The organism is Paenibacillus sp. ClWae2A (assembly GCF_032452295.1).
Lineage (GTDB): Bacteria > Bacillota > Bacilli > Paenibacillales > Paenibacillaceae > Paenibacillus.
On the sequence record NZ_JAULSQ010000008.1, the window covers coordinates 176,143 to 195,770 of the forward strand.

The following is a 19,628-nucleotide window of genomic DNA, read 5'->3' on the forward strand; positions in this document are numbered from 1 at the left end:
CGTAGGCGATTCTGGTTTTTCATAGGTGCGGCAATCATGTTTCTGTATTTTCTAATCACGAGTAATCCAGATCCAAATAAGCCGATTTCAAGAAATCAAGTGATAAGCACAGAGATGAGCATAGTTGTGTACACCAGGACAGGCGACGGTGGAGCACACGTTAGCATTGACAATGTTACGTTAAGTAAAGAAGACATTAGCCGTATAGTCGGCTGGCTGAATGCAGCCCCGGAATCAGCCAAAATACCAGTAGATGATGTCACAGGAAGCATTAGTGCAGGAATTGCTTTGAAATTAAAGCATAACGCTAAAGTTACGATTCAATACAATCGGAAACAGATTATTGTATCCACAAAAAGCAGATTTAATAGAAGTTCGAGATATATAGTTGATCAAAAGGACTTAAGAGACTTTATGGATCAAAAGTTGGAAGGGACATATTTTGGTGAAGATAGCGTTAGTGTTGAATAAGGGGGAGATATATTGACGATTAACAAAAGAATAATGAATCTATCAGCCTGGCTTGCTGTATTAGCCATCCTATGTATACCTGGAACTTTACATACTGAAGATGGACCGCTCCGAACAGAGTATGGTTTCCCGCTCCGATTCTTTACGGATTATCATTATGCTAACTCTGACGGAACAATCTGGTTTATATCTGGCATCTATTTAAATGTACTTCTATATTTGTTCAATGTCCTGTTTATTTATGCAGGAATCCATGTGATCTTATATATAAAAAAGAAATTAACTAAATAAATTGAACTAAATATTTACACGAAATGGAGAGGACAGAAAAAACCTGAAGAAGCGAAGTGTCCGCCTTTATCCCCGGAGTTTCTCATTATAAAATGAATCAAAAAAATCTGGGGATAACAGCGATTGGAAGGTTGTTCTGTCATCGGAGTGGTAAGTGTAAATATTCAATAGTTTAATTTATATAGATATAAAGGTGGAGTGATTACGATGAAACAACTGCCAGTAGAATGGAAGTCAGACCGACTTATTATCTCGAATGTGGAAGAATCCGATATTCCTGAACTTGAGTCCATATATGAAACCAGTCGGTACTTGCATCAATGGGATGGACAAGAGCATGATCGGAACTATGTGAAAGAATGTTTTGAAGAAGGCCACCTTCCGCCGGGAGGCAGGCTGGAGAATTATCGAATTCAATCCATTCGCACGAATGAGGATGACCGCTATATTGGTTTGTTAAGTGTGTACCATGGGTATCCCTCTGAGGATTCAATCTATCTCGAATTTTTATATATCCAGAGCGAGATCCAGAAGCAGGGATATGGACAAGAATTAATTCAGGCGTTGACGCTTCACTTTTCCGAACTTGGTTACAAGGAAATTCGAATCAACGTGGCACTCAAAAATTGGCCTGCATTACGCTTCTGGATCAATTCCGGATTTAATCAAATTAGTAGTATTTATGGTGATCTTGAACATTCGGAGGATACCTTTGCCAATACAGAATTGATCAAATCTCTATGAAAAACATCGATAAAGGGGAATATACCAATGGAAATATTCTTTCGTTATAACTGGATGGTGCGTGAGCAATGGTATGTGTGGTGTGAAGATGTACCGCTTGAAGAATTGCTTCGGCCTCGCACGGGCGGAGTAGGCAACATATTACAAACGTTATTTCATATCATTGATGTAGAGTGGAGCTGGCTTCAGTTGCTTCAGGGCAAACCGGATGATGCAGAAGATTTTGCAAACTACCAGAATCTTGAGGCGGTAAGGCGACTCGATCGCAAGTTACGTCCTGATGTGGAGGCATTTGTTACAGCATGGGATTCGAGTATGGAAAAAAGAGCTTATATTGATCATCGCTCAGCTGGCAAGGCCAGTACAGATTCATGGGGAGAAGTTATGCGACATGTGATCGCCCATGAGATTCACCATATGGGACAGCTGTCAGTATGGGCCAGAGAATTGGGCAAACAGCCAGTATCCGCCAATGTTATTGGCAAAGGCCTGATTATACCTGACTAACAGGGAGAGGCTGTAATAACATGGAAGGAGGAGAATGATGACGATTCAACTTATCCAGATGAATTGGATAGAACTGGACGAACGTATCCAGCAGGTGATGGAACAGGATTATCAGATCATTTCCTTGCCACCTGGACTGGAAGCAACTGTGATGAGAATTGAAATGGAAGATCGGCGGTACGTATTGAAAGTCTGGGACAAGGATTCCAAACCGGATATCGCCAAACAATATCGATTATTGTCCAAGCTTTATCAAAGTGGAATTCGTGTTTCCAAACCCTACGGTTGGGGGTTAGACGAGCAAGAGAATCAAGTGCTGTTAACGAGTTATGATGGAGAGCCGGTTACCCAATTAACACAAACCAAACTGACACATTTGGCTGAGCGATTAATGGAGGTCCATCGTTATCCGGTGAATGAAGTGGGTACTGGAGAAGATGAAGAATACATATTCAGGTACGATTTTGTTCAATACTTTTTTCCTCAAATTGAGTTACATGACGATATAAATGATCTTCTGGCAAACTTGATCCAGCAGGTCCAGATCAGGCAGGAGCGCTTGATTCATGGCGATTATAATCTGGGAAACATTCTTGAGATGGACGACCATTACACCATCATCGATTGGACTAATGGGCAGTATGGTGATCCAAGGTACGATATGGCATGGTCTGTTTTTCTGATCACCATCTATAATGGGGAAAGTTATGGCGAGATGTATCACGCTCAATTTGCACGCTCTGCAAGTTATACGTACACGCTGGAAGAGGAGCAGGTTTTTGAAGCTGTAGCTTGTCTTCGCTGGATTCTGTTAAAGCGTGTTGGGGATGTACCCATGGGGCCAGATGTAATGGAAAGGGTTCACAGCATGGCTGTCCATAATCCATATTTGAATGAAAATCTGCTGTAATCGTAATACGGGGATACACAATGACGACAGTATACGATTAAGTAATAGAAAGACCACTTTTTTCAAATAAAATAAACAGCCAGTCCTAAACTAGCGATCCTCGCATACCTATGATAGTAGAGGAGCGTGATCGATATGGAGCAGAAAGTGCAAACCTACTTTGAACTGAAACAGCAGCAAAAAGATATTGAGCAGCAGTTGTCTGTACTACGAGATGAGATTGTCGCGTATTGTGCGGAACAAGGGGTGTATGAGACGCAGGTTGGTGGTTACACCGTGAAAACAGTGCTTCAGAAAAGGAAGGAATACGATGATCAGAAGCTGTATGCTTCTCTTCCAGACCCGGACATCTGGCGATTGTTGTCCAAGGTAGACAGCCATAAGCTGAAAAGCCTCATCAAGCTGAACATTCTGTCCGAGGAACAAATTAACCCGGCATGCACAGTGAAACAGGTGACCTTGTTACAGGTGGACAAGCTGTAAGGCTTCATATCCTCTTTGTATATGAGTTGAATTTAATTGAACAGCCCGATCACAAAACACCTTCCGAGAAATGTTCTGTTTAGATGAGCAGTCGGACATACGTGGAGGTGTTTTTGTTGTGCAAACAGGGCCGAGGATCATAAATAGTTAAATATGAGGGGGAAGAAGTATAATTTGTTCATTGTAAGCGTATTCAACAAACGATATGATGGATAAAAACTGGCAGGGAGGAATTGTAAATGCCAACCGAAATTCCATCACTACATGCTGCGTACGCTAATACGTTCAAAATAGGTGCTGCTGTACATACCAGAATGTTGCAGTCCGAAGGGGATTTCATCGCCAAACACTTCAATAGTATCACGGCTGAAAATCAGATGAAATTTGAAGAAATTCACCCGGAAGAGGATCTTTATACATTTGAGGCGGCGGATAAAATTGTTGATTTTGCTGTTGCCCAAGGGATTGGGGTTCGCGGACATACTTTGGTCTGGCATAATCAAACATCGAAATGGGTCTTTGAGGATTCCTCAGGTGCTCCCGCTTCCAGAGAGCTGCTATTATCTCGCTTGAAGCAACATATTGACACGGTAGTAGGTCGATATAAGGGGCAAATATATGCGTGGGATGTCGTCAATGAAGCTGTTGAAGATAAGACCGATCTGTTCATGCGGGACACGAAGTGGTTAGAGCTAGTGGGGGAAGATTATTTGCTGCAAGCGTTCAGTATGGCTCATGAAGCTGATCCAAATGCGCTTCTTTTCTATAATGATTACAATGAGACGGATCCGGTCAAACGGGAGAAGATCTACAATCTGGTTCGGTCTTTGCTGGACAAGGGGGCGCCTGTACACGGGATTGGGTTGCAGGGGCATTGGAATATTCATGGTCCTTCGATTGAGGAGATCCGAATGGCTATTGAGCGTTATGCTTCACTGGATGTGCAGTTGCATGTTACGGAGCTGGATATGTCCGTGTTTCGTTATGAGGATCGTCGAACGGACCTCACCGCGCCAACTTCGGAGATGGCTGAGCTACAGGAGCGTCGATATGAAGAAATCTTTAATTTGTTCCGTGAGTATAAATCATCCATTACCTCTGTGACTTTCTGGGGAGTAGCGGACAATTATACATGGCTGGACCATTTTCCGGTACGTGGACGCAAAAACTGGCCCTTTGTATTTGATCAGCAGTTGCAGCCAAAGGAATCATTTTGGCGTATCATTAATTCTATGTCCTGAACATCAGATAAGTGGAGAGAATCGGTCACGATGTGGCCGATTTTTTGCTGTACTCAATATAGATTATACAGTGCGGCTATCTCGTTCGTGATTGAACACTACGCTTGTATGTGTGTAAGTATATGGTTTTTTATGGAAGTATGTGATAGGGTAAAAGAAAGGCTATCTCGAACAATATTCTTTTCCGAAATGAGTTGAGAAGATGGATCGCACCCGCAATTACCTGTTGATATTTACAGGAAACTTGGTAGCTGCCTATTATATTTTTGAAGAAGGTACTTTTGCCAAACCGCTGATGTTTGCTACATTCATGCTGTTGCTGATCATGACAATCGATTACATGAAAAGTAGAAACAAATATACATTGGATTAGGACATGTCCATGTTTTTAAACGATTCTGGAGCATAGGGTCGTTTTTTTTATTGTATATAGAACAGCTTCCATTTACATCAAGACCATTGTTCATTACACTTGATTAGTAGCACTTCAATAACTCAGTTTTCGTGAACTCAATTCAGATCATCAGGAGGATATCATTATGCATCAATCCGCACATATTCAGGAAGCAAGAGATTACATATTAAACCGAATCCATACCAAACCTGCCGTAGGCATGATTCTGGGTTCGGGACTTGGAGCGCTCGCGGACGAGATTGAAAATGCGACCGTTATCCCGTATACAGATATTCCTTATTTCGCCCAATCGGAGGCCATCGGTCATGCCAATGAATTGGTTATTGGTGAACTGATGGGCAAAACGGTTGTAGCGATGAAAGGCCGCCTTCATTATTATGAAGGTTTTACATTGGACGAAGTGACTTTCCCCGTTCGGATCATGAAGGCGCTGGGTGTCGAGCAATTGCTTATCACCAATGCCTGCGGAGCCATCAACACAAGCTTCGAACCGGGTCAACTGATGCTCATTACAGATCATATTAACCTGGTAGGCAATAACCCGTTGATGGGACCAAATAATGCCGAGCTGGGTGTGCGTTTCCCAGACGTATCACAGGTATACAATCGCGAACTGCGTAGCATCGCCCTTAAGGTTGCAGAAGAGCAGAATGTTGGCCTTCAGCAAGGTGTCTATGCATGGTGGAGTGGCCCGGCATATGAGACACCAGCGGAGATTCGCATGATTCGTACGATGGGTGCGGATGCAGTGGGGATGTCCACGGTACCTGAAGCCATTGTTGCCATTCATGGCGGTATGAAGGTACTGGGCATTTCCTGTCTGACCAACATGGCCTGTGGCATTCTGGATCAGCCGTTAAGTCATGATGAGGTCATTGAAGTGGCTGCGCAAGTGAAAACAACCTTTATTGGTTTGGTAAAAGGCATCTTGAAAGAGATCTAATCGCGAGATGATTTCTATCTAGGCAGCGATGGATAGGATAGAGTTTTCATCCAACCAAATCGAAAACACAAAAAAACGTGTGCTTCACGAGCTGTTACTCGTGAGACATACGTTTTTTTATTTTGCAGAACTATGAACCATCTGAGAATAATCGGCCATGATTGCTGGCGTGGACTCCCTAATGATGGGTTTGGTCACAATGTGGGAGACCTGATAAGGTTGTGTCGGGCTATTAATCCGGGATAACAGCATCTCCGCGGCCTTAATGCCCATCTCATTGCTGTAAATATGAACCGTCGTTAATGCTGGCTCAATAATTCTAGATTGGGGTGCATTATCGAATCCGCATATCGCAATATCCTGTGGCACAGCGACATTTCTGTCTTTTAACGCCCTGATCAGATCGACTGCTATAAAGTCATTAGCGCATACGTAAGCGGAAGGTAGGGATGCCAGTTCTGCCACTCGCTGGTTTAACCATCCTGGCTTGGAGAAATACAGGCGATCATTGTCTAGGATGCAATGGGACAGGTCGACCTGCAACCCCGCTTCCAGCATAGCACGGTGATACCCAACCCATCGTTCATTAAAGCTCTTGCAGTGATTGTAATCCCCGACGAATCCAATACTTGTGTAGCCGCTCTCAATTAATTTTTTGGTTAACTGATAGATGCTATGTTCATTCTCCATGAGTAGCAAATCTGCTTGGAATTCGGGATAACATATGTTGGAAGCGCAATCGATAAAAATGGTGGGGATGCCCAGATCCGTAATCAGCTGAGTGTATTCCAGATCAAATAATTCAATGCAGATGATGCCGTCTACTTTGCCAATATCAAAATTGTTGGGAAGTGTAAGCGTATCTTGATCGTCTTCACGCACGATATGAATCGAGAGATTGTATCCCTCCGCACTGATTCTTTTCTCCAAACCGCTGATTAACAATGAACCAAAGTGAGATGTATTAGGCAGGTTTTCAGTTAACAGGGCGATATTGCCCGGAGCCTTGGTTAGAGCATGCTCATTGTCCATATAGGCAAACTGTTTATATTTAAGTTCAATTGCTTTTTTAATTACACGATTTCTGGTCTCATCCGGGATGTTACCGCTATCGTTTAATGCTTTGGAAGCCGTATTCCTGGAGATCCCCAAAGCATCAGCGATGTCTTGTATCGTGACTTTTTCCTTAGCCATCTAATGCTTCACCTCTAATCATCAATAGTCATCCATATTCTTCTCTAAGTCAAATGTATAATAGAACGGGACAAATAGCAATCTCCGTTTTACAAATGCACAATTGTATTTACATTTAGATAGGCGAATTCTATTTTCATCATTGTTCCAGAAGTTTCGTTAACTAGTGTAACAATGATGATCTATTACAGTAATGATGTAGAAATATCTATGCTAGTATTAACGATTCAGTGCTATATATATGCAAATTTAATCCTCTTTAGTTACATTAATGCAAAGATAAAATGATCAAATGCACAAATATTTTTTTACAAAATGTATTGACTAAATTCGTTTAAACCTGATAAATTGTAAATTATTAAATAGGCAATTGTAAATATTGAAAGCCCTTACTGAAAACAATTGTCAACTTCTAGAATGGAACGGGGGTATCGTGTTGGATAACATAGCCGACAGCAAAAAGGGCGGAGGAAGGGTACTGAAAGTGAGGACGACAAGCGGTCATAGGTTGCAGCAGCTCAAAAAAAATTACTTTTTATATATGTTGCTTGCACCAGCCTTAATTTTGACTCTTATCTTCAAGTATATTCCGATGTACGGAGCCATCATTGCGTTTAAGGATTTCAGTCCGATCAAAGGCATCATGGGCAGTGATTGGGTAGGACTGAAGCATTTTGAGAAATTTATAGCTTCACCCAACTTCGATATCATTTTAATGAATACGCTTAAACTCAGCTTTTTGGGATTGATATTCAGTTTCCCGGTGCCCATTTTACTGGCACTCATGCTGAATCAGGTACGCAAAGCTGGCATCAAGAAAAATATTCAATTGTTTCTGTACGCACCCAATTTCATCTCGGTTGTTGTTGTTGTGGGTATGCTGTTCATCTTCCTCTCACCGACAGGGCCGATTAATCAATTAGCCACATGGATTACAGGTCAGCCGATTATGTTCATGTCTGAACCGGAATATTTCCGCTGGATCTACATTTTGTCCGATATCTGGACCGGAGCCGGCTGGGCTTCCATCATATACGTCGCGGCTTTGGCCAATGTTGATCCGGAGCTTCACAATGCGGCTAATCTGGATGGAGCCAATCTCCTTCAGCGTATTCGCCACATTGACCTTCCAACAATACGTCCAATTATGGCCATCGTCTTTATCCTTGCAGCTGGTGGCATTATGTCCATTGGATTTGAGAAGGCCTATCTGATGCAGACGTCCATGAACCTGCCTTCCTCGGAGATTATTGCCACGTATGTCTACAAGGTGGGTTTGCAGTCTGGAGATTACGCTTATTCTGCGGCAGTTGGATTATTTAACTCGGTTATCAATGTGATTCTGCTGGTGACGGTGAATCTGATTGTGAAGAAATTGAATGAAGGCGAAGGCCTCTATTAGGAAAGGAGTATTATCCATGGTTGTTAAACACACGGGAATGGATCGATTGATCCTCACACTCAATGCCATTTTTCTCACCTGTGCTGTACTGGTTGTGGTTGTTCCCCTGATTTACATCGTTATCGCCTCATTCATGGACCCTACGGTGCTATTGAATCGTGGACTGTCCTTTAATGTATCCGACTGGAGTCTGGACGGATATCAGATGATTTTGTCCAATCCAGCCATGATCCGGGGGTTTGCAAATGCGGTATTGTACTCGGTTTCTTTTGCACTGATCACCGTGACCGTATCCATATTTGCAGGTTATGCATTGTCGGATGATAGGCTCGCGGGACGTGGATTTTTCATGATTATCTTTATCATTACAATGTTCTTCGGCGGGGGATTAATCCCGACTTATCTACTCATACGTAATCTCGGCATGCTCGATACGGTGTGGGCAATCATCATCCCTGGAGCCGTTAACGTCTGGAACATCATTCTCTCCAGAACCTTTTTCAAAGGAGTCCCTCGAGAACTGAAAGAAGCTGCAAACGTGGATGGCGCCTCCGAGATGAAGATTTTCTTCCAGATCGTCATTCCGTTGTCGAAACCGATCATTTTTGTACTCGCACTCTATGCATTCGTTGGGCAATGGAATTCCTATTTTGATGCAATGATCTATCTCGATAATCCGAACCTGCATCCGTTACAGCTCGTTCTGCGTTCCATTCTGATTCAGAATCAGGCTGCACCGGGCATGATCAGTGATCAGCTGGCGATGGCAGAACTGAAACGGCTCTCCGAGATGATTAAATACTCAGCGATTGTCATTTCGAGCCTGCCACTCATCATCATGTACCCGTTCTTCCAGAAGTATTTCGAAAAAGGTGTCATGGTCGGTTCCCTCAAATAGTGAACAGCCTGCGATACAGTAAGTTGATCCAATCCAACTCATGGAGGTCATTATTATGAAAAAAGTGAACAGTTCCAGAAAAGCCGTTACAACGGCATCCATTTCCATGTTATCTGCAATGCTCTTTCTAACCGCCTGCGGCGGGGGTGGAGGCGGCGCGGCAAGTGAGGCGCAATCACCTGATGGCAAGGTGACATTGAATTTTATAACACAGAGCTCTCCGCTGGCTCCCGCTGATCCAAACGACAAGCTGATTAACAAGCGACTCGAAGAGAAAACCAATGTGCATATCAACTGGAAGAACTATACGAGTGATGTGTTTGCAGAAAAAAGAAATCTAGCGGTCGCCAGCGGTGATTTGCCGGATGCCATTTTTGATGCAGGTTACGGGGATTATGATCTCCTGAAACTGGCGAAGGACGGGGCGATCATTCCACTTGAGGACATGATTGAACAACACATGCCCAATCTGAAAAAGGTGCTGGAGGAAGCTCCCGAATACAAGAGCATGATCACGGCTCCAGACGGACATATCTATTCATTCCCATGGATTGAAGAACTCGGAAGTGGCAAACAACGGATTCAGGCAGTGGATAACTTGCCCTGGATTAATGTGGAATGGCTGAACAAGCTTGGACTGAAGATGCCAACGACAACCGAAGAACTGAAAGAAGTATTGATTGCGTTCAAAACCCAAGATCCAAACGGCAACGGTAAGGCCGACGAAATTCCGTTATCTTTCATTAACAAGCCGGGCGGAGAAGATCTGACATTTCTCTTTGCGGCATTTGGACTCGGAGAGAACTGGGATCATACCGTGGTAACCAATGATGGGAAAGTGGTCTTCACGGCAGCTGATGAAGGCTATAAGGAAGCGGTTAAATACATTCATGAATTGGTTCAGGAAGGTCTCGTGGATGTGGAATCGTATCAGCAGGATTGGAACACGTACCTGGCGAAAGGCAAGGACAACAAGTACGGCATGTACTTCACTTGGGATAAGGCCAACATTACAGGCATGAATGATACGTATGATGTTCTGCCTCCGGTTGCCGGGCCTAACGGAGAGGTTAATGTCACAAGAACGAATGGCATTGGTCTTGATCGTGGTCGCATGGTTATCACCAGCAGCAATAAAAATTTGGAATCCACAGCGAAGTGGGTAGACCAATTGTACGATCCGCTCCAATCCGTGCAAAACAACTGGGGTACGTATGGAGATGAGAGTCAGCAAAATATTTTTGAATTTGATGAAGCCAAGGGGATGCTGAAACATCTTCCGCTAGAAGGCTCAGCACCTGTGGAACTCAGACAAAAGACCAGTATCGCGGGACCATTGGCCATCCTCGACAGTTATTATGACAAATACACAACCAAACCGGAAGATGCTGCATGGCGTATGGAACTGCTAGATAAATATATGGTTCCACACATGAAAGCAGATAACGTCTATCCAAGCGTGTTCTTCTCAATCGATGAACTCGACCGCCTTTCCACCATTGAGACTGATCTGTTCGCCTATGTGCTGCGTCTGCGTACAGAATGGTATCAAAACGGGAAAGTTGATCAGGAATGGGATGCTTATCTGAAAGAGCTGGATCGCCTTGGATTGCAAGAATGGCTCCAGATTAAACAAGCGGGATATGACCGTAATAACAAATAAAGAAAAGTACGGAGGAGAAACCATAATGTCGACAATTCTTAAACAAGATTACAGAAATGAATACCATTTTTCACCGAAAGAGAAGTGGATGAACGACCCGAACGGCATGGTGTTTTTCAATGGGGAGTATCACTTGTTCTATCAGTATCATCCGTTTGGTACTACATGGGGACCGATGCATTGGGGTCACGCGGTAACCCGAGATCTTGTCACTTGGGAGGAACTTCCTGTAGCTCTGGCACCGGATGAACATGGCATGATCTTCTCCGGCAGTGCGGTGGTGGACTGGAACAATACTTCTGGATTTTTCAAAGATGAGCCGGGGTTGGTAGCCATTTTTACACATCATCTGGAAGTACCAAATGATCATCCTGTACAGCGTCAGAGTCTGGCGTATAGCAAAGACAACGGCAGAACCTGGACCAAATATGAGGGGAATCCGGTATTAACGCATGAGTCCTTTGTCGATTTCCGTGATCCCAAAGTGTTCTGGCATGAGCAGACCAAGGAATGGATTATGATTATCGCTTGTGGTCAAACGGTATGTCTGTATCGTTCTCCCAATCTGAAGGATTGGAAACTTGGAAGTGAATTCGGCGAAGGGATCGGTTCACACGCTGGTGTGTGGGAATGTCCGGACCTGTTCCCACTTGCAGTGGATGGAGAATCAGGGCAGGAGAAATGGGTAATGCTCGTTAGCATCGGTGCAGATCCTGCTTGTATAGAAGGCTCCAGAACGCAATATTTCACCGGGAATTTTGATGGAAGTACATTTGTCCCAGATGAGGCCTCCCACACGATTCGCTGGATTGACCATGGTCGGGATAACTACGCAGGAGTTAGTTGGTCCGACATTCCGGCTGAAGATGGCAGACGCTTGTTTATGGGTTGGATGAGCAACTGGATGTATGCCAACCAGACGCCAACCAATGATTACCGTGGAGCCATGACCATTGCCCGGGAGCTGTCACTGGAGACAAGATCCGGAGAAGTAATACTGATTCAACGTCCTGCACGTGAACTTGAGCAAGCACGTACGCCAGTATTGTCCCTACAGGATGCTTCGATTCAGCAAGTGAGTGAGCAGTTGAACGCTTTGCAACTAGTGAACTATGAGATCCATGCAGAGTGGGCTCAGGATCAGTCGTTCCATTTTGCCTTAAGAAGCGGAGTTGACAACGAAACGCTCGTTGGCGTAGACGCCAACCGAGGGGAAGTGTATATCGATCGTAGTGGATCGGGTATCGGCGATTTTCATGAACATTTCCTGAGCCGCCATACAGCTGAGTTAAAAGATGTAAATGGGAATCAAAGTTTGCGTATCTTTGTAGATCATTCATCTGTGGAGGTATTTGCAAATGATGGTCAGGCGGTTATTACGGATCTGATCTATCCGGATGGGGATTCCAAGGGCATCTCTGCTCATTCCGAAAATACTGATCTGGTCTTCTCTTCACTTCATATCTATGAGATATCACCAACCAAGGCTACAGGTTAATTGTAATGAAGGAAAGGAGCCCAGAACGATGCGTATTGGAGCTATAGAAGCGGGCGGAACGAAGTTTGTATGTGGTGTAGGTAATGAGCGTGGACAGATTGAAGATCGGATCAGCTTTCCAACAGAACATCCGGAGACCACTCTTGCCAAGGTGATCGACTATTTCAGGGATAAAGATGTGGAAGCCATAGGGATCGGCTCCTTTGGTCCGATTGATCTGCAACCGGATAGTCCCACCTATGGTTATATTACGACCACACCTAAGCCTGGGTGGGGAAACTGTAATGTGATTGGAACCTTGAAGCATGAATTTCCGGTTCCTTTTGGATGGGATACGGATGTGAATGCTGCCGCGCTCGGTGAAGTGACGTGGGGAGCGGCGCAAGGGCTGGATAACTGTGTATATTACACGATTGGCACAGGAGTTGGTGTCGGACTTGTGGCAGGGGGCCAACGAGTACACGGATTGTTACATCCCGAGGGTGGACATATTCGCACAAGACGCCATCCAGACGATCACTTTGCCGGATTATGCCCGTATCATGGCGATTGCCTGGAGGGGATGGCTGCAGGACCAGCCATTGAAGCTCGTTGGCAGATCCCTGGCAGTGAACTGCCGGCAGATCATCCGGCGTGGGAGATCGAATCCTTTTACATTGCGGAGTCGATTACTACGGCCATCTTGCTTCATTCGCCGCAGAAGATCATCCTGGGCGGTGGTGTGATGCAGCAAGATCATCTGTTCCCTATGATCCGGGAGCAGGTAGTGCGGAATCTCAATGGTTATGTAAATGCTGCCCCAATCACGCAACATATCGACCAATATATTGTGCAGCCCGGATTGGGCCAGCATGCAGGCCTATGTGGTGCGCTCGCATTGGGTCTGGAAGCATTACAACATGCAGCACAAGCGTCACATGCTTCGTAGTTTTCTTAAATAATCTACATCCCAGAAGGGACGGTTGCGGATTCGCTTATTTGTATAAGCAAGACTGCACTGTCCTTTTTGGGCTTTTTTATATTGCGGAGATAAATATCATTGGAAAATATATTACGTTCTAAAATCCGATGTTGCTCATGTGAGCTGCCAAAGGTATGATTTTTAGTGTCTATCCCTATAGTTGCGAGAAGACATTCAAAAATTAACGTGTCTCCAAATGAAAGGAATCCAACGAATGAACCCAATAACAATGCGTCAAGCTGTACAGGCAGACCAAGAACAACTCGCTGATTTGCGAGCCTTGGTATTATACGATGATCTAACCAGACTTGGAAGGTACGATGATGTGAAAGTACGTGAACGTTTCCGCAATACATTCGAACCTGCCCAGACACAGATTATTGAAGTGGGGGGTTCCGTGGTTGGTTGTGTAGCATTGAAGCCCAAGTCTGAGGCATATCTATTGGAACATTTCTACATACATCCCGATTATCAAGGCCAGAGAATAGGAACTCAGGTACTGAACATGCTGCTGGAACAGGAGGAAGTTCAGGGGAAACGGGTTATTTTAAATGTTTTGCAGGGAAGTCCTGCTCGGCGATTATATGAACGATTTGGATTTATCTTGGACAGTGAAGATGAGGTCGATGTGTTTATGTCCGTTCAAGTGCCTGAATAGTATGATTACCATACGTATTGAAAGTTAACTTCATATTACACGATAATGGAGAGTATAGAAAAAATCTTTAGAAGCGAAGAGTTGGCTTTTATCTCCGGATTACTATGTCAGGATACCGATCCCGTATCTTTGGGAAGTGTGGGACAAGTGTTGTATTCTAGCATGATTGGGGTAACCACTGTCGTAGTCACATGTCAAAAGCGTCGTTCCTATAAAAAGGGACGGCGCTTTTAGTATTATTAATTCCTTGTAATACGAACTTTATTGGATGGCTTATGTAGTAGAGTATCGAGATCACCATTCAAATCTTTCAGGTTTGGCAGAAATGAAGCAGCGATCGAACATATGAAAGGAAGAAGACCTAAAGACAGAAAGAGGAACGGGAGGCCATAGATTTCTGCAACCGCTGCACCTGCAAAAGCGCCTACGGGCTGTAATCCTCCACCAATCAGGAATCGGATTGAATTAACCCGGCCTTGTAGAGAACTGGGCACAAGCGTACCATGTAACGAAGAGCTTAGAGAACCGAAGAAAGGCCCGGCTGCTCCTGCGGCACATAAGGCAATAAGTGCAAAGGGGTAACTCGGAAATAGTCCCAATAATGCGTTAAAAAGCCCAATCGCAGCTAAGCTGCACAGCATGACCGTGCGTCGTCTCTTGATTTCACCCATCCACGAGATAATAGCTAGTCCTGCTAGTGTGCCAAATGCCGAAGCGGAGGTCAGAGTGCCCATGGCGGTGGCATCCCGGTGCAGCACTTCGCGGACAAAAGGAATCATCATGGTCCAGATGGCTACAGAGGACATATTGCTGATCGAAACCATTACCATAATCGAGAGCATGGCTGGGAATCGTCGATAAAAAGAGAAACCCTCTCCAATATCTCGGATATAAGCTTTAAGAGAAAAAGATGCTTGGGCTGCTGGTTTCTGCATTGTGGACAGATAGAGTAGTGCGGTGATGGCTGCAATGTAGCAAATAGCGTTGATGCCTAGTGTTGGTAACGCTCCAGCTGCAGCCGTTAGAGCACCGGCAAAGGCTGGTCCCAGCAAAGCAGCGGCATTTCGACAACCATCAATCACTGCGAATGCCCGCAGCAGTTTGTGTTTGCCAGCTACGCCCGGTACAACAGCCATGGCCGTTGGCATGAAGAGGGCGGAGCAGGCTCCGCTGAGTGCTGCAGCGAGAAATAGGTGCCAAAGTTGTAATTGGCCCGCGATACCCATACTTAGTGGCAACAAAAGAGCGAACAGTCGTACTGTAGCCAGTCCGGCCATGAACCGTCCGCGATGCAGTCGGTCGGACAGCGGTGATCCAAGTAGCCGGAAGGCTACTTCGGGAATGCTGAAGCTTAGTGCCATAGCACCCATGGCTAACTTAGAGGCAGTTAATTCATAAACAAGCCATTCCATGGCCAAAAGACCAAACACATCACCGAGAGAACTAAGAGTAACAGTAGCCAATAAACCGTAGTAACTTCGCTTCAGCATTAAGGTTCCTCCGTATGATAGAATAGTGCAATTTGTGGAGAAGGAAATGCATGAATTCAACCTTCAATATAAGCCCCAATCTGCCGTGGAAGGTTGTTCAGAGCTTCCAAGCGCAGGCTATATTCGGTGTTTTTGTAATCATAATGCACGATAATCAGCCCGGCTGCTCGCAAGGCTATAAGATGGTAATGCACCGTGCTCTTGGAAAGTCCAACCTCACGGACAATTTCAGTGAAGGTCAGCTGTTTACCAGCCAGTAGTCGTAAGATGAACAGTCTGGTTTCATCGGATAGTGCCCTCGTTAGACGCAGTAACCCAGGGTCTGGTCGTCCCGGTTCTGTTGGAAGAATATCGCAAGAATAATTAGTAAAGATCATCTCGTCAAAGATCACTGAGGTGACAAATGGACGTGCATGATATTGAGGGATGAGGATTATTTGTTTTAGCGTATGGTTGGGATATATCCTCATGCCCTGTGTAGCTTGTTCGTAGACTTCTTGGTCATTCGTCCCGTTCAGACTGGAACGTCTCGATTCAGCTTCCAAAAACAGTCCCTCAATAATTGCCGGATCAATCTGCCCAAAATACTGTGCATCCCATTCTCGTAGCACTTCGGATGTCCGACTGCGCAATTCAGGCAGATTGGAGGGCACAGATAACTTAAAGCGAGCGGCGATGTCATACAATTGGCCTGAGGACAAATCTTCAAGCCAATTCAAAAAGCCAATCACCGAACGTTCCCCTGAACAGCTCCATATATATGGCGCAAGGCTGAAATTGTCTGTGGCTTTCATCGTATCTCGCATTTGTTGAAGTTTGGCAGGTGAGAATCGATCCTGTACATCACGAACCCACCGTTTCCCGGCATCCAGGTTAGTATGATTTTGTTTACTCATAAATGCGCTCAGGGTGCTTACACATTCATAAATCGGAGCAAAATCAACTTCTACTGTGTAGTTCATAAGAGCATAGTTCCTTTCTGAATAAGTTCTATATTTATAGAACTAGTTATTTATTTTATATTATACGAACTAAATTGTTGTTTCAACATAAATTTTCCATGTTCGTACCAACCACCCTCATTCCACAAAAAAACGTTTTACCAGAAGGAAAGTGAAAAACGTACCACTTAACAAGAGGATTTTTGTCTATGCACCAATCAAATCGAAAACCCATACGAAACAAAGGAATAGACCCATTCATTTAATTCTTGAATGGGTCTATTGAACTTTTCTATTATACTTTCCGATGACGTTACCCTAATATGGATAATAACCTACTTTTTATATAGGAATTATATAGTATGGAGAATGCCAAGATGCCACAATGGAAGCGAAATCTGTATATTCTGTGGTTCGGCCTGTTTTTCAATCATATGGCGTACTCGCTGTCCGTTCCGTTCTTTCCTATATTCCTGCAAAATGATCTTGGTATCCAGAGCGGTCTGGAAGCTTGGTCTGGTATTTCGATCTCGATCAGCTTTCTGATCAGTGGATTATGCGCACCCTTCTGGGGATCACTGGCTGATAAATATGGCAGCAAACTGATGCTCGTCCGTTCAGGAGTGGGGCTAGGTATTGCGCATCTGGCTAACTTCTTTGTTTACGATCCATATACGTTTATCGCGGTGAGGATCTTTCAGGGACTCATGGCTGGTTTTCATCCCGCTTCGATTACACTGATCGGTACCAATACGCCGGAGAAACAGGTGGGTTATGCACTTGGAGTAATCTCCACGGCCAGCGCTGCGGGCGGGATTCTTGGTCCTCTTGCCGGTGGTGTGTTGAGTCACTGGATCGGACTGCGGGGATGTTTCATAGCATCGGCTGTCATTACATTACTCGCGGCTCTGATGGTCCTGGGTGTTAAGGAGTCACGACAAGCTCGTACAATAGTACCAACAAAGATCATAGGGGATTTGAAAAGAGCAGCTTCCACGCCGGGTTTGATGCGAATCTACGGTTTGATTCTCTTAGTCTCAACCTCCGTGCTCATCATCGAACCGGTGCTGACACTCTATGTGGTCCAGATTGGCGGAGATGTTGGGAGTGCAACACTTAGTGCAGGGATTGTCTTCTCGACGATTGGTGTGGCAACGGTCATTATGGGGCCGCGATGGGGGAAGATTGGGGGAAGGATCGGATACGAGAAAACATTATTTATCGGTCTGGTTGGTGGCGGAATTGGCAGTCTGCTGCAAATGACCGCAACTAATCTGATTTATTTTGGCAGCCTGCGATTTGTCTATGGTCTGTTCTTTGCCGCGGTTTATCCGGCGCTTAATGCGCTGATCATCAAGTATGCTGATCACGACTTTCGTGGGAGGGCAGTCAGTCTGAGTCAGACGGCGAGTCAGTTCGGTATTGTACTCGGACCGTTAATCGGTGGTTTGCTCGGTGGATGGATCGGCATTCCGTTTATTTTTCTATTCACTGGGATTGTATTGCTGGGAGCGGCTTGGGCAGTGTCATCACCACAACATAGGGAGGAATATATATGTCACAACGACAATTGAAATTGGGAGCCAATCTGAACGGAGTGGGTAACAGCATTTCCTTTTGGCGTCACCCGGATATTCCCATTAACGCGAGCGTTAGTCTGGAATTCTACAAGAAGCAGGTGCTTATCGCGGAAAAAGGCAAGTTTGATCTGCTCTTTATTGCAGATGGCCTCTTCATCAACGAGAAGTCCAATCCGCATTTTCTCAATCGCTTCGAACCATTGACGCTTCTGTCCGCACTCGCCGGGGCAACTTCCCATATCGGCCTGGTTGCTACATTGTCTACTTCCTATAGTGAACCCTTCACGGTTGCGCGGCAATTTGCCTCGTTGGATCAATTAAGCGGTGGTAGAGCCGGATGGAATGTAGTCACTTCACCTCTGGAAGGATCGGCACTTAACTTTGGCAAAGGCGAACATCCAAACCATGCGCTGCGCTACGAAATTGCGGAAGAACATCTGAATGTGGTTAAAGGCCTGTGGGATTCCTGGGAGGATGACGCGTTTATCGGGGATAAAGAACAGGGCGTATTTTTCGATCCTGCCAAACTACATACGCTGAATCACAAGGGAGCGTATTTCTCGGTACAGGGTCCGCTTAATGTAGGGCGTTCGAAGCAGGGTCATCCGGTCATTTTTCAGGCGGGCTCATCTGAATCTGGTAAAGATCTGGCAGCCCGATCGGCGGATGCTGTCTACACAGGACATGAGACGTTGGAGGAAGCAAGGGAGTTCTACCGCGATGTGAAAGCAAGAGCGGTGGCTTATGGACGTAAGGCAGAAGATATCCTGATCTTCCCTGGCATCGGTCCCATTGTGGGCAGAACAGAGGAAGAGGCGGAGCAGAAGTACCAGGAAATTGCCGAACTGGTGAGTATTGATCAGGCGCTGAACTATCTGGGGCGGTACTTCGATCATTATGACTTCTCCCAGTACCCGCTGGACGAGCCTTTTCCCGAGATTGGGGAGATCGGCAGCAACAGCTTCCGCAGTACAACAGACAAGATCAAGCAGCAGGTACGAGAACAGGGACTGACCCTCCGCCAAGTGGCATTGCTTGCATCAACGCCGCGGACATCGTTCATTGGTACACCGGATCAGATCGCTGATCAGATTCAGGAATGGTTTGAAGGGGGAGCTGCGGATGGTTTCAACATTCGTACAGTTGTGCCGAACGGACTCGCGGACTTCGTAGATCTGGTCGTACCTGTCTTACAAGAGCGCGGCTTGTTCCGTACCGAGTATGAACATGAGACGCTGCGCGGTAATCTGGGTCTTGAGATTCCACGCAATCGATATACATTGGAGACAGTAAAATAAATAAAATCACAATGATGTTATATGAGAACTTGTTTCCATT

The 19,628-nt window shown here is 45.1% G+C and carries 19 protein-coding genes; 16 read left to right on the top strand and 3 right to left on the bottom strand.

The features are described 5' to 3' along the window. The first annotated feature begins 36 nt into the window (after positions 1-36). The 8 genes from QVE09_RS22030 to QVE09_RS22065 all read left to right on the top strand — a co-directional run bounded on the left by QVE09_RS22030 (position 37) and on the right by QVE09_RS22065 (position 6,005). Positions 37-471: a hypothetical protein gene (locus QVE09_RS22030; protein ID WP_315938507.1), complete on the top strand. Its 435-nt coding sequence runs from the start codon at positions 37-39 to the stop codon at positions 469-471. Positions 472-969: 498 nt separating this feature from the next. Next, on the top strand, positions 970-1,506 hold the full coding sequence (locus QVE09_RS22035; RefSeq protein WP_315938508.1) for a GNAT family N-acetyltransferase: 537 nt from the start codon (positions 970-972) through the stop codon (positions 1,504-1,506). A gap of 27 nt (positions 1,507-1,533) precedes the next feature. Then, positions 1,534-2,013, top strand: coding sequence for a DinB family protein (locus QVE09_RS22040; RefSeq protein WP_315938509.1), 480 nt, complete (start codon positions 1,534-1,536; stop codon positions 2,011-2,013). A 37-nt stretch (positions 2,014-2,050) separates the two neighbouring features. Then, positions 2,051-2,923, top strand: coding sequence for an aminoglycoside phosphotransferase family protein (locus QVE09_RS22045; protein ID WP_315938510.1), 873 nt, complete (start codon positions 2,051-2,053; stop codon positions 2,921-2,923). Positions 2,924-3,058: 135 nt separating this feature from the next. Continuing rightward, positions 3,059-3,406, top strand: coding sequence for a hypothetical protein (locus tag QVE09_RS22050; protein WP_315938511.1), 348 nt, complete (start codon positions 3,059-3,061; stop codon positions 3,404-3,406). A 239-nt stretch (positions 3,407-3,645) separates the two neighbouring features. Next, on the top strand, positions 3,646-4,647 hold the full coding sequence (locus tag QVE09_RS22055; RefSeq protein WP_315938512.1) for an endo-1,4-beta-xylanase: 1,002 nt from the start codon (positions 3,646-3,648) through the stop codon (positions 4,645-4,647). 202 nt (positions 4,648-4,849) lie between these two features. Beyond that, a complete protein-coding gene (locus tag QVE09_RS22060; RefSeq protein WP_315938513.1) occupies positions 4,850-5,020 on the top strand; it encodes a hypothetical protein in 171 nt (56 codons plus the stop codon). A gap of 166 nt (positions 5,021-5,186) precedes the next feature. After that, positions 5,187-6,005 carry a purine-nucleoside phosphorylase gene (locus tag QVE09_RS22065; protein ID WP_036617166.1) on the top strand — a complete coding sequence of 273 codons (819 nt, stop codon included), beginning with the start codon at positions 5,187-5,189 and terminating at the stop codon, positions 6,003-6,005. 117 nt (positions 6,006-6,122) lie between these two features. Here QVE09_RS22065 and QVE09_RS22070 read toward each other — a convergent pair whose 3' ends face one another. Then, on the bottom strand, positions 6,123-7,199 hold the full coding sequence (locus QVE09_RS22070; protein ID WP_315938514.1) for a LacI family DNA-binding transcriptional regulator: 1,077 nt from the start codon (positions 7,197-7,199) through the stop codon (positions 6,123-6,125). A gap of 541 nt (positions 7,200-7,740) precedes the next feature. Here QVE09_RS22070 and QVE09_RS22075 point away from each other — a divergent pair. The 6 genes from QVE09_RS22075 to QVE09_RS22100 all read left to right on the top strand — a co-directional run bounded on the left by QVE09_RS22075 (position 7,741) and on the right by QVE09_RS22100 (position 14,279). Continuing rightward, positions 7,741-8,601: an ABC transporter permease gene (locus tag QVE09_RS22075; RefSeq protein WP_223200008.1), complete on the top strand. Its 861-nt coding sequence runs from the start codon at positions 7,741-7,743 to the stop codon at positions 8,599-8,601. Positions 8,602-8,617: 16 nt separating this feature from the next. Beyond that, positions 8,618-9,499 (top strand): carbohydrate ABC transporter permease, encoded by an 882-nt coding sequence (locus QVE09_RS22080; RefSeq protein WP_036617174.1) that lies wholly within the window; start codon positions 8,618-8,620, stop codon positions 9,497-9,499. Positions 9,500-9,554: 55 nt separating this feature from the next. Continuing rightward, a complete protein-coding gene (locus QVE09_RS22085; protein WP_315938515.1) occupies positions 9,555-11,162 on the top strand; it encodes an ABC transporter substrate-binding protein in 1,608 nt (535 codons plus the stop codon). Between the two features lie 25 nt (positions 11,163-11,187). Then, positions 11,188-12,660: a glycoside hydrolase family 32 protein gene (locus QVE09_RS22090; RefSeq protein ID WP_315938516.1), complete on the top strand. Its 1,473-nt coding sequence runs from the start codon at positions 11,188-11,190 to the stop codon at positions 12,658-12,660. 28 nt (positions 12,661-12,688) lie between these two features. Further along, on the top strand, positions 12,689-13,588 hold the full coding sequence (locus QVE09_RS22095) for an ROK family protein (RefSeq protein ID WP_315938517.1): 900 nt from the start codon (positions 12,689-12,691) through the stop codon (positions 13,586-13,588). A 247-nt stretch (positions 13,589-13,835) separates the two neighbouring features. Beyond that, a complete protein-coding gene (locus tag QVE09_RS22100; RefSeq protein WP_315938518.1) occupies positions 13,836-14,279 on the top strand; it encodes a GNAT family N-acetyltransferase in 444 nt (147 codons plus the stop codon). A gap of 239 nt (positions 14,280-14,518) precedes the next feature. Here the strand turns inward: QVE09_RS22100 and QVE09_RS22105 are convergent, their stop codons facing one another. Further along, a complete protein-coding gene (locus QVE09_RS22105) occupies positions 14,519-15,769 on the bottom strand; it encodes an MFS transporter (RefSeq protein ID WP_315938519.1) in 1,251 nt (416 codons plus the stop codon). A gap of 56 nt (positions 15,770-15,825) precedes the next feature. Next, entirely contained in the window at positions 15,826-16,731 is a 906-nt protein-coding gene (locus QVE09_RS22110; RefSeq protein ID WP_315938520.1) for an ArsR/SmtB family transcription factor, read from the bottom strand. Between the two features lie 356 nt (positions 16,732-17,087). Between QVE09_RS22110 and QVE09_RS22115 the strand changes: the two genes are divergently transcribed. Both QVE09_RS22115 and QVE09_RS22120 read left to right on the top strand, forming a co-directional pair. Continuing rightward, complete coding sequence (locus tag QVE09_RS22115) at positions 17,088-18,284, top strand: MFS transporter (RefSeq protein WP_315938521.1); 1,197 nt, start codon at positions 17,088-17,090, stop codon at positions 18,282-18,284. Next, positions 18,266-19,588 (top strand): LLM class flavin-dependent oxidoreductase, encoded by a 1,323-nt coding sequence (locus QVE09_RS22120; RefSeq protein WP_315938522.1) that lies wholly within the window; start codon positions 18,266-18,268, stop codon positions 19,586-19,588. Before QVE09_RS22115 ends, QVE09_RS22120 begins: the two co-directional genes overlap by 19 nt. Positions 19,589-19,628: the final 40 nt, after the last annotated feature.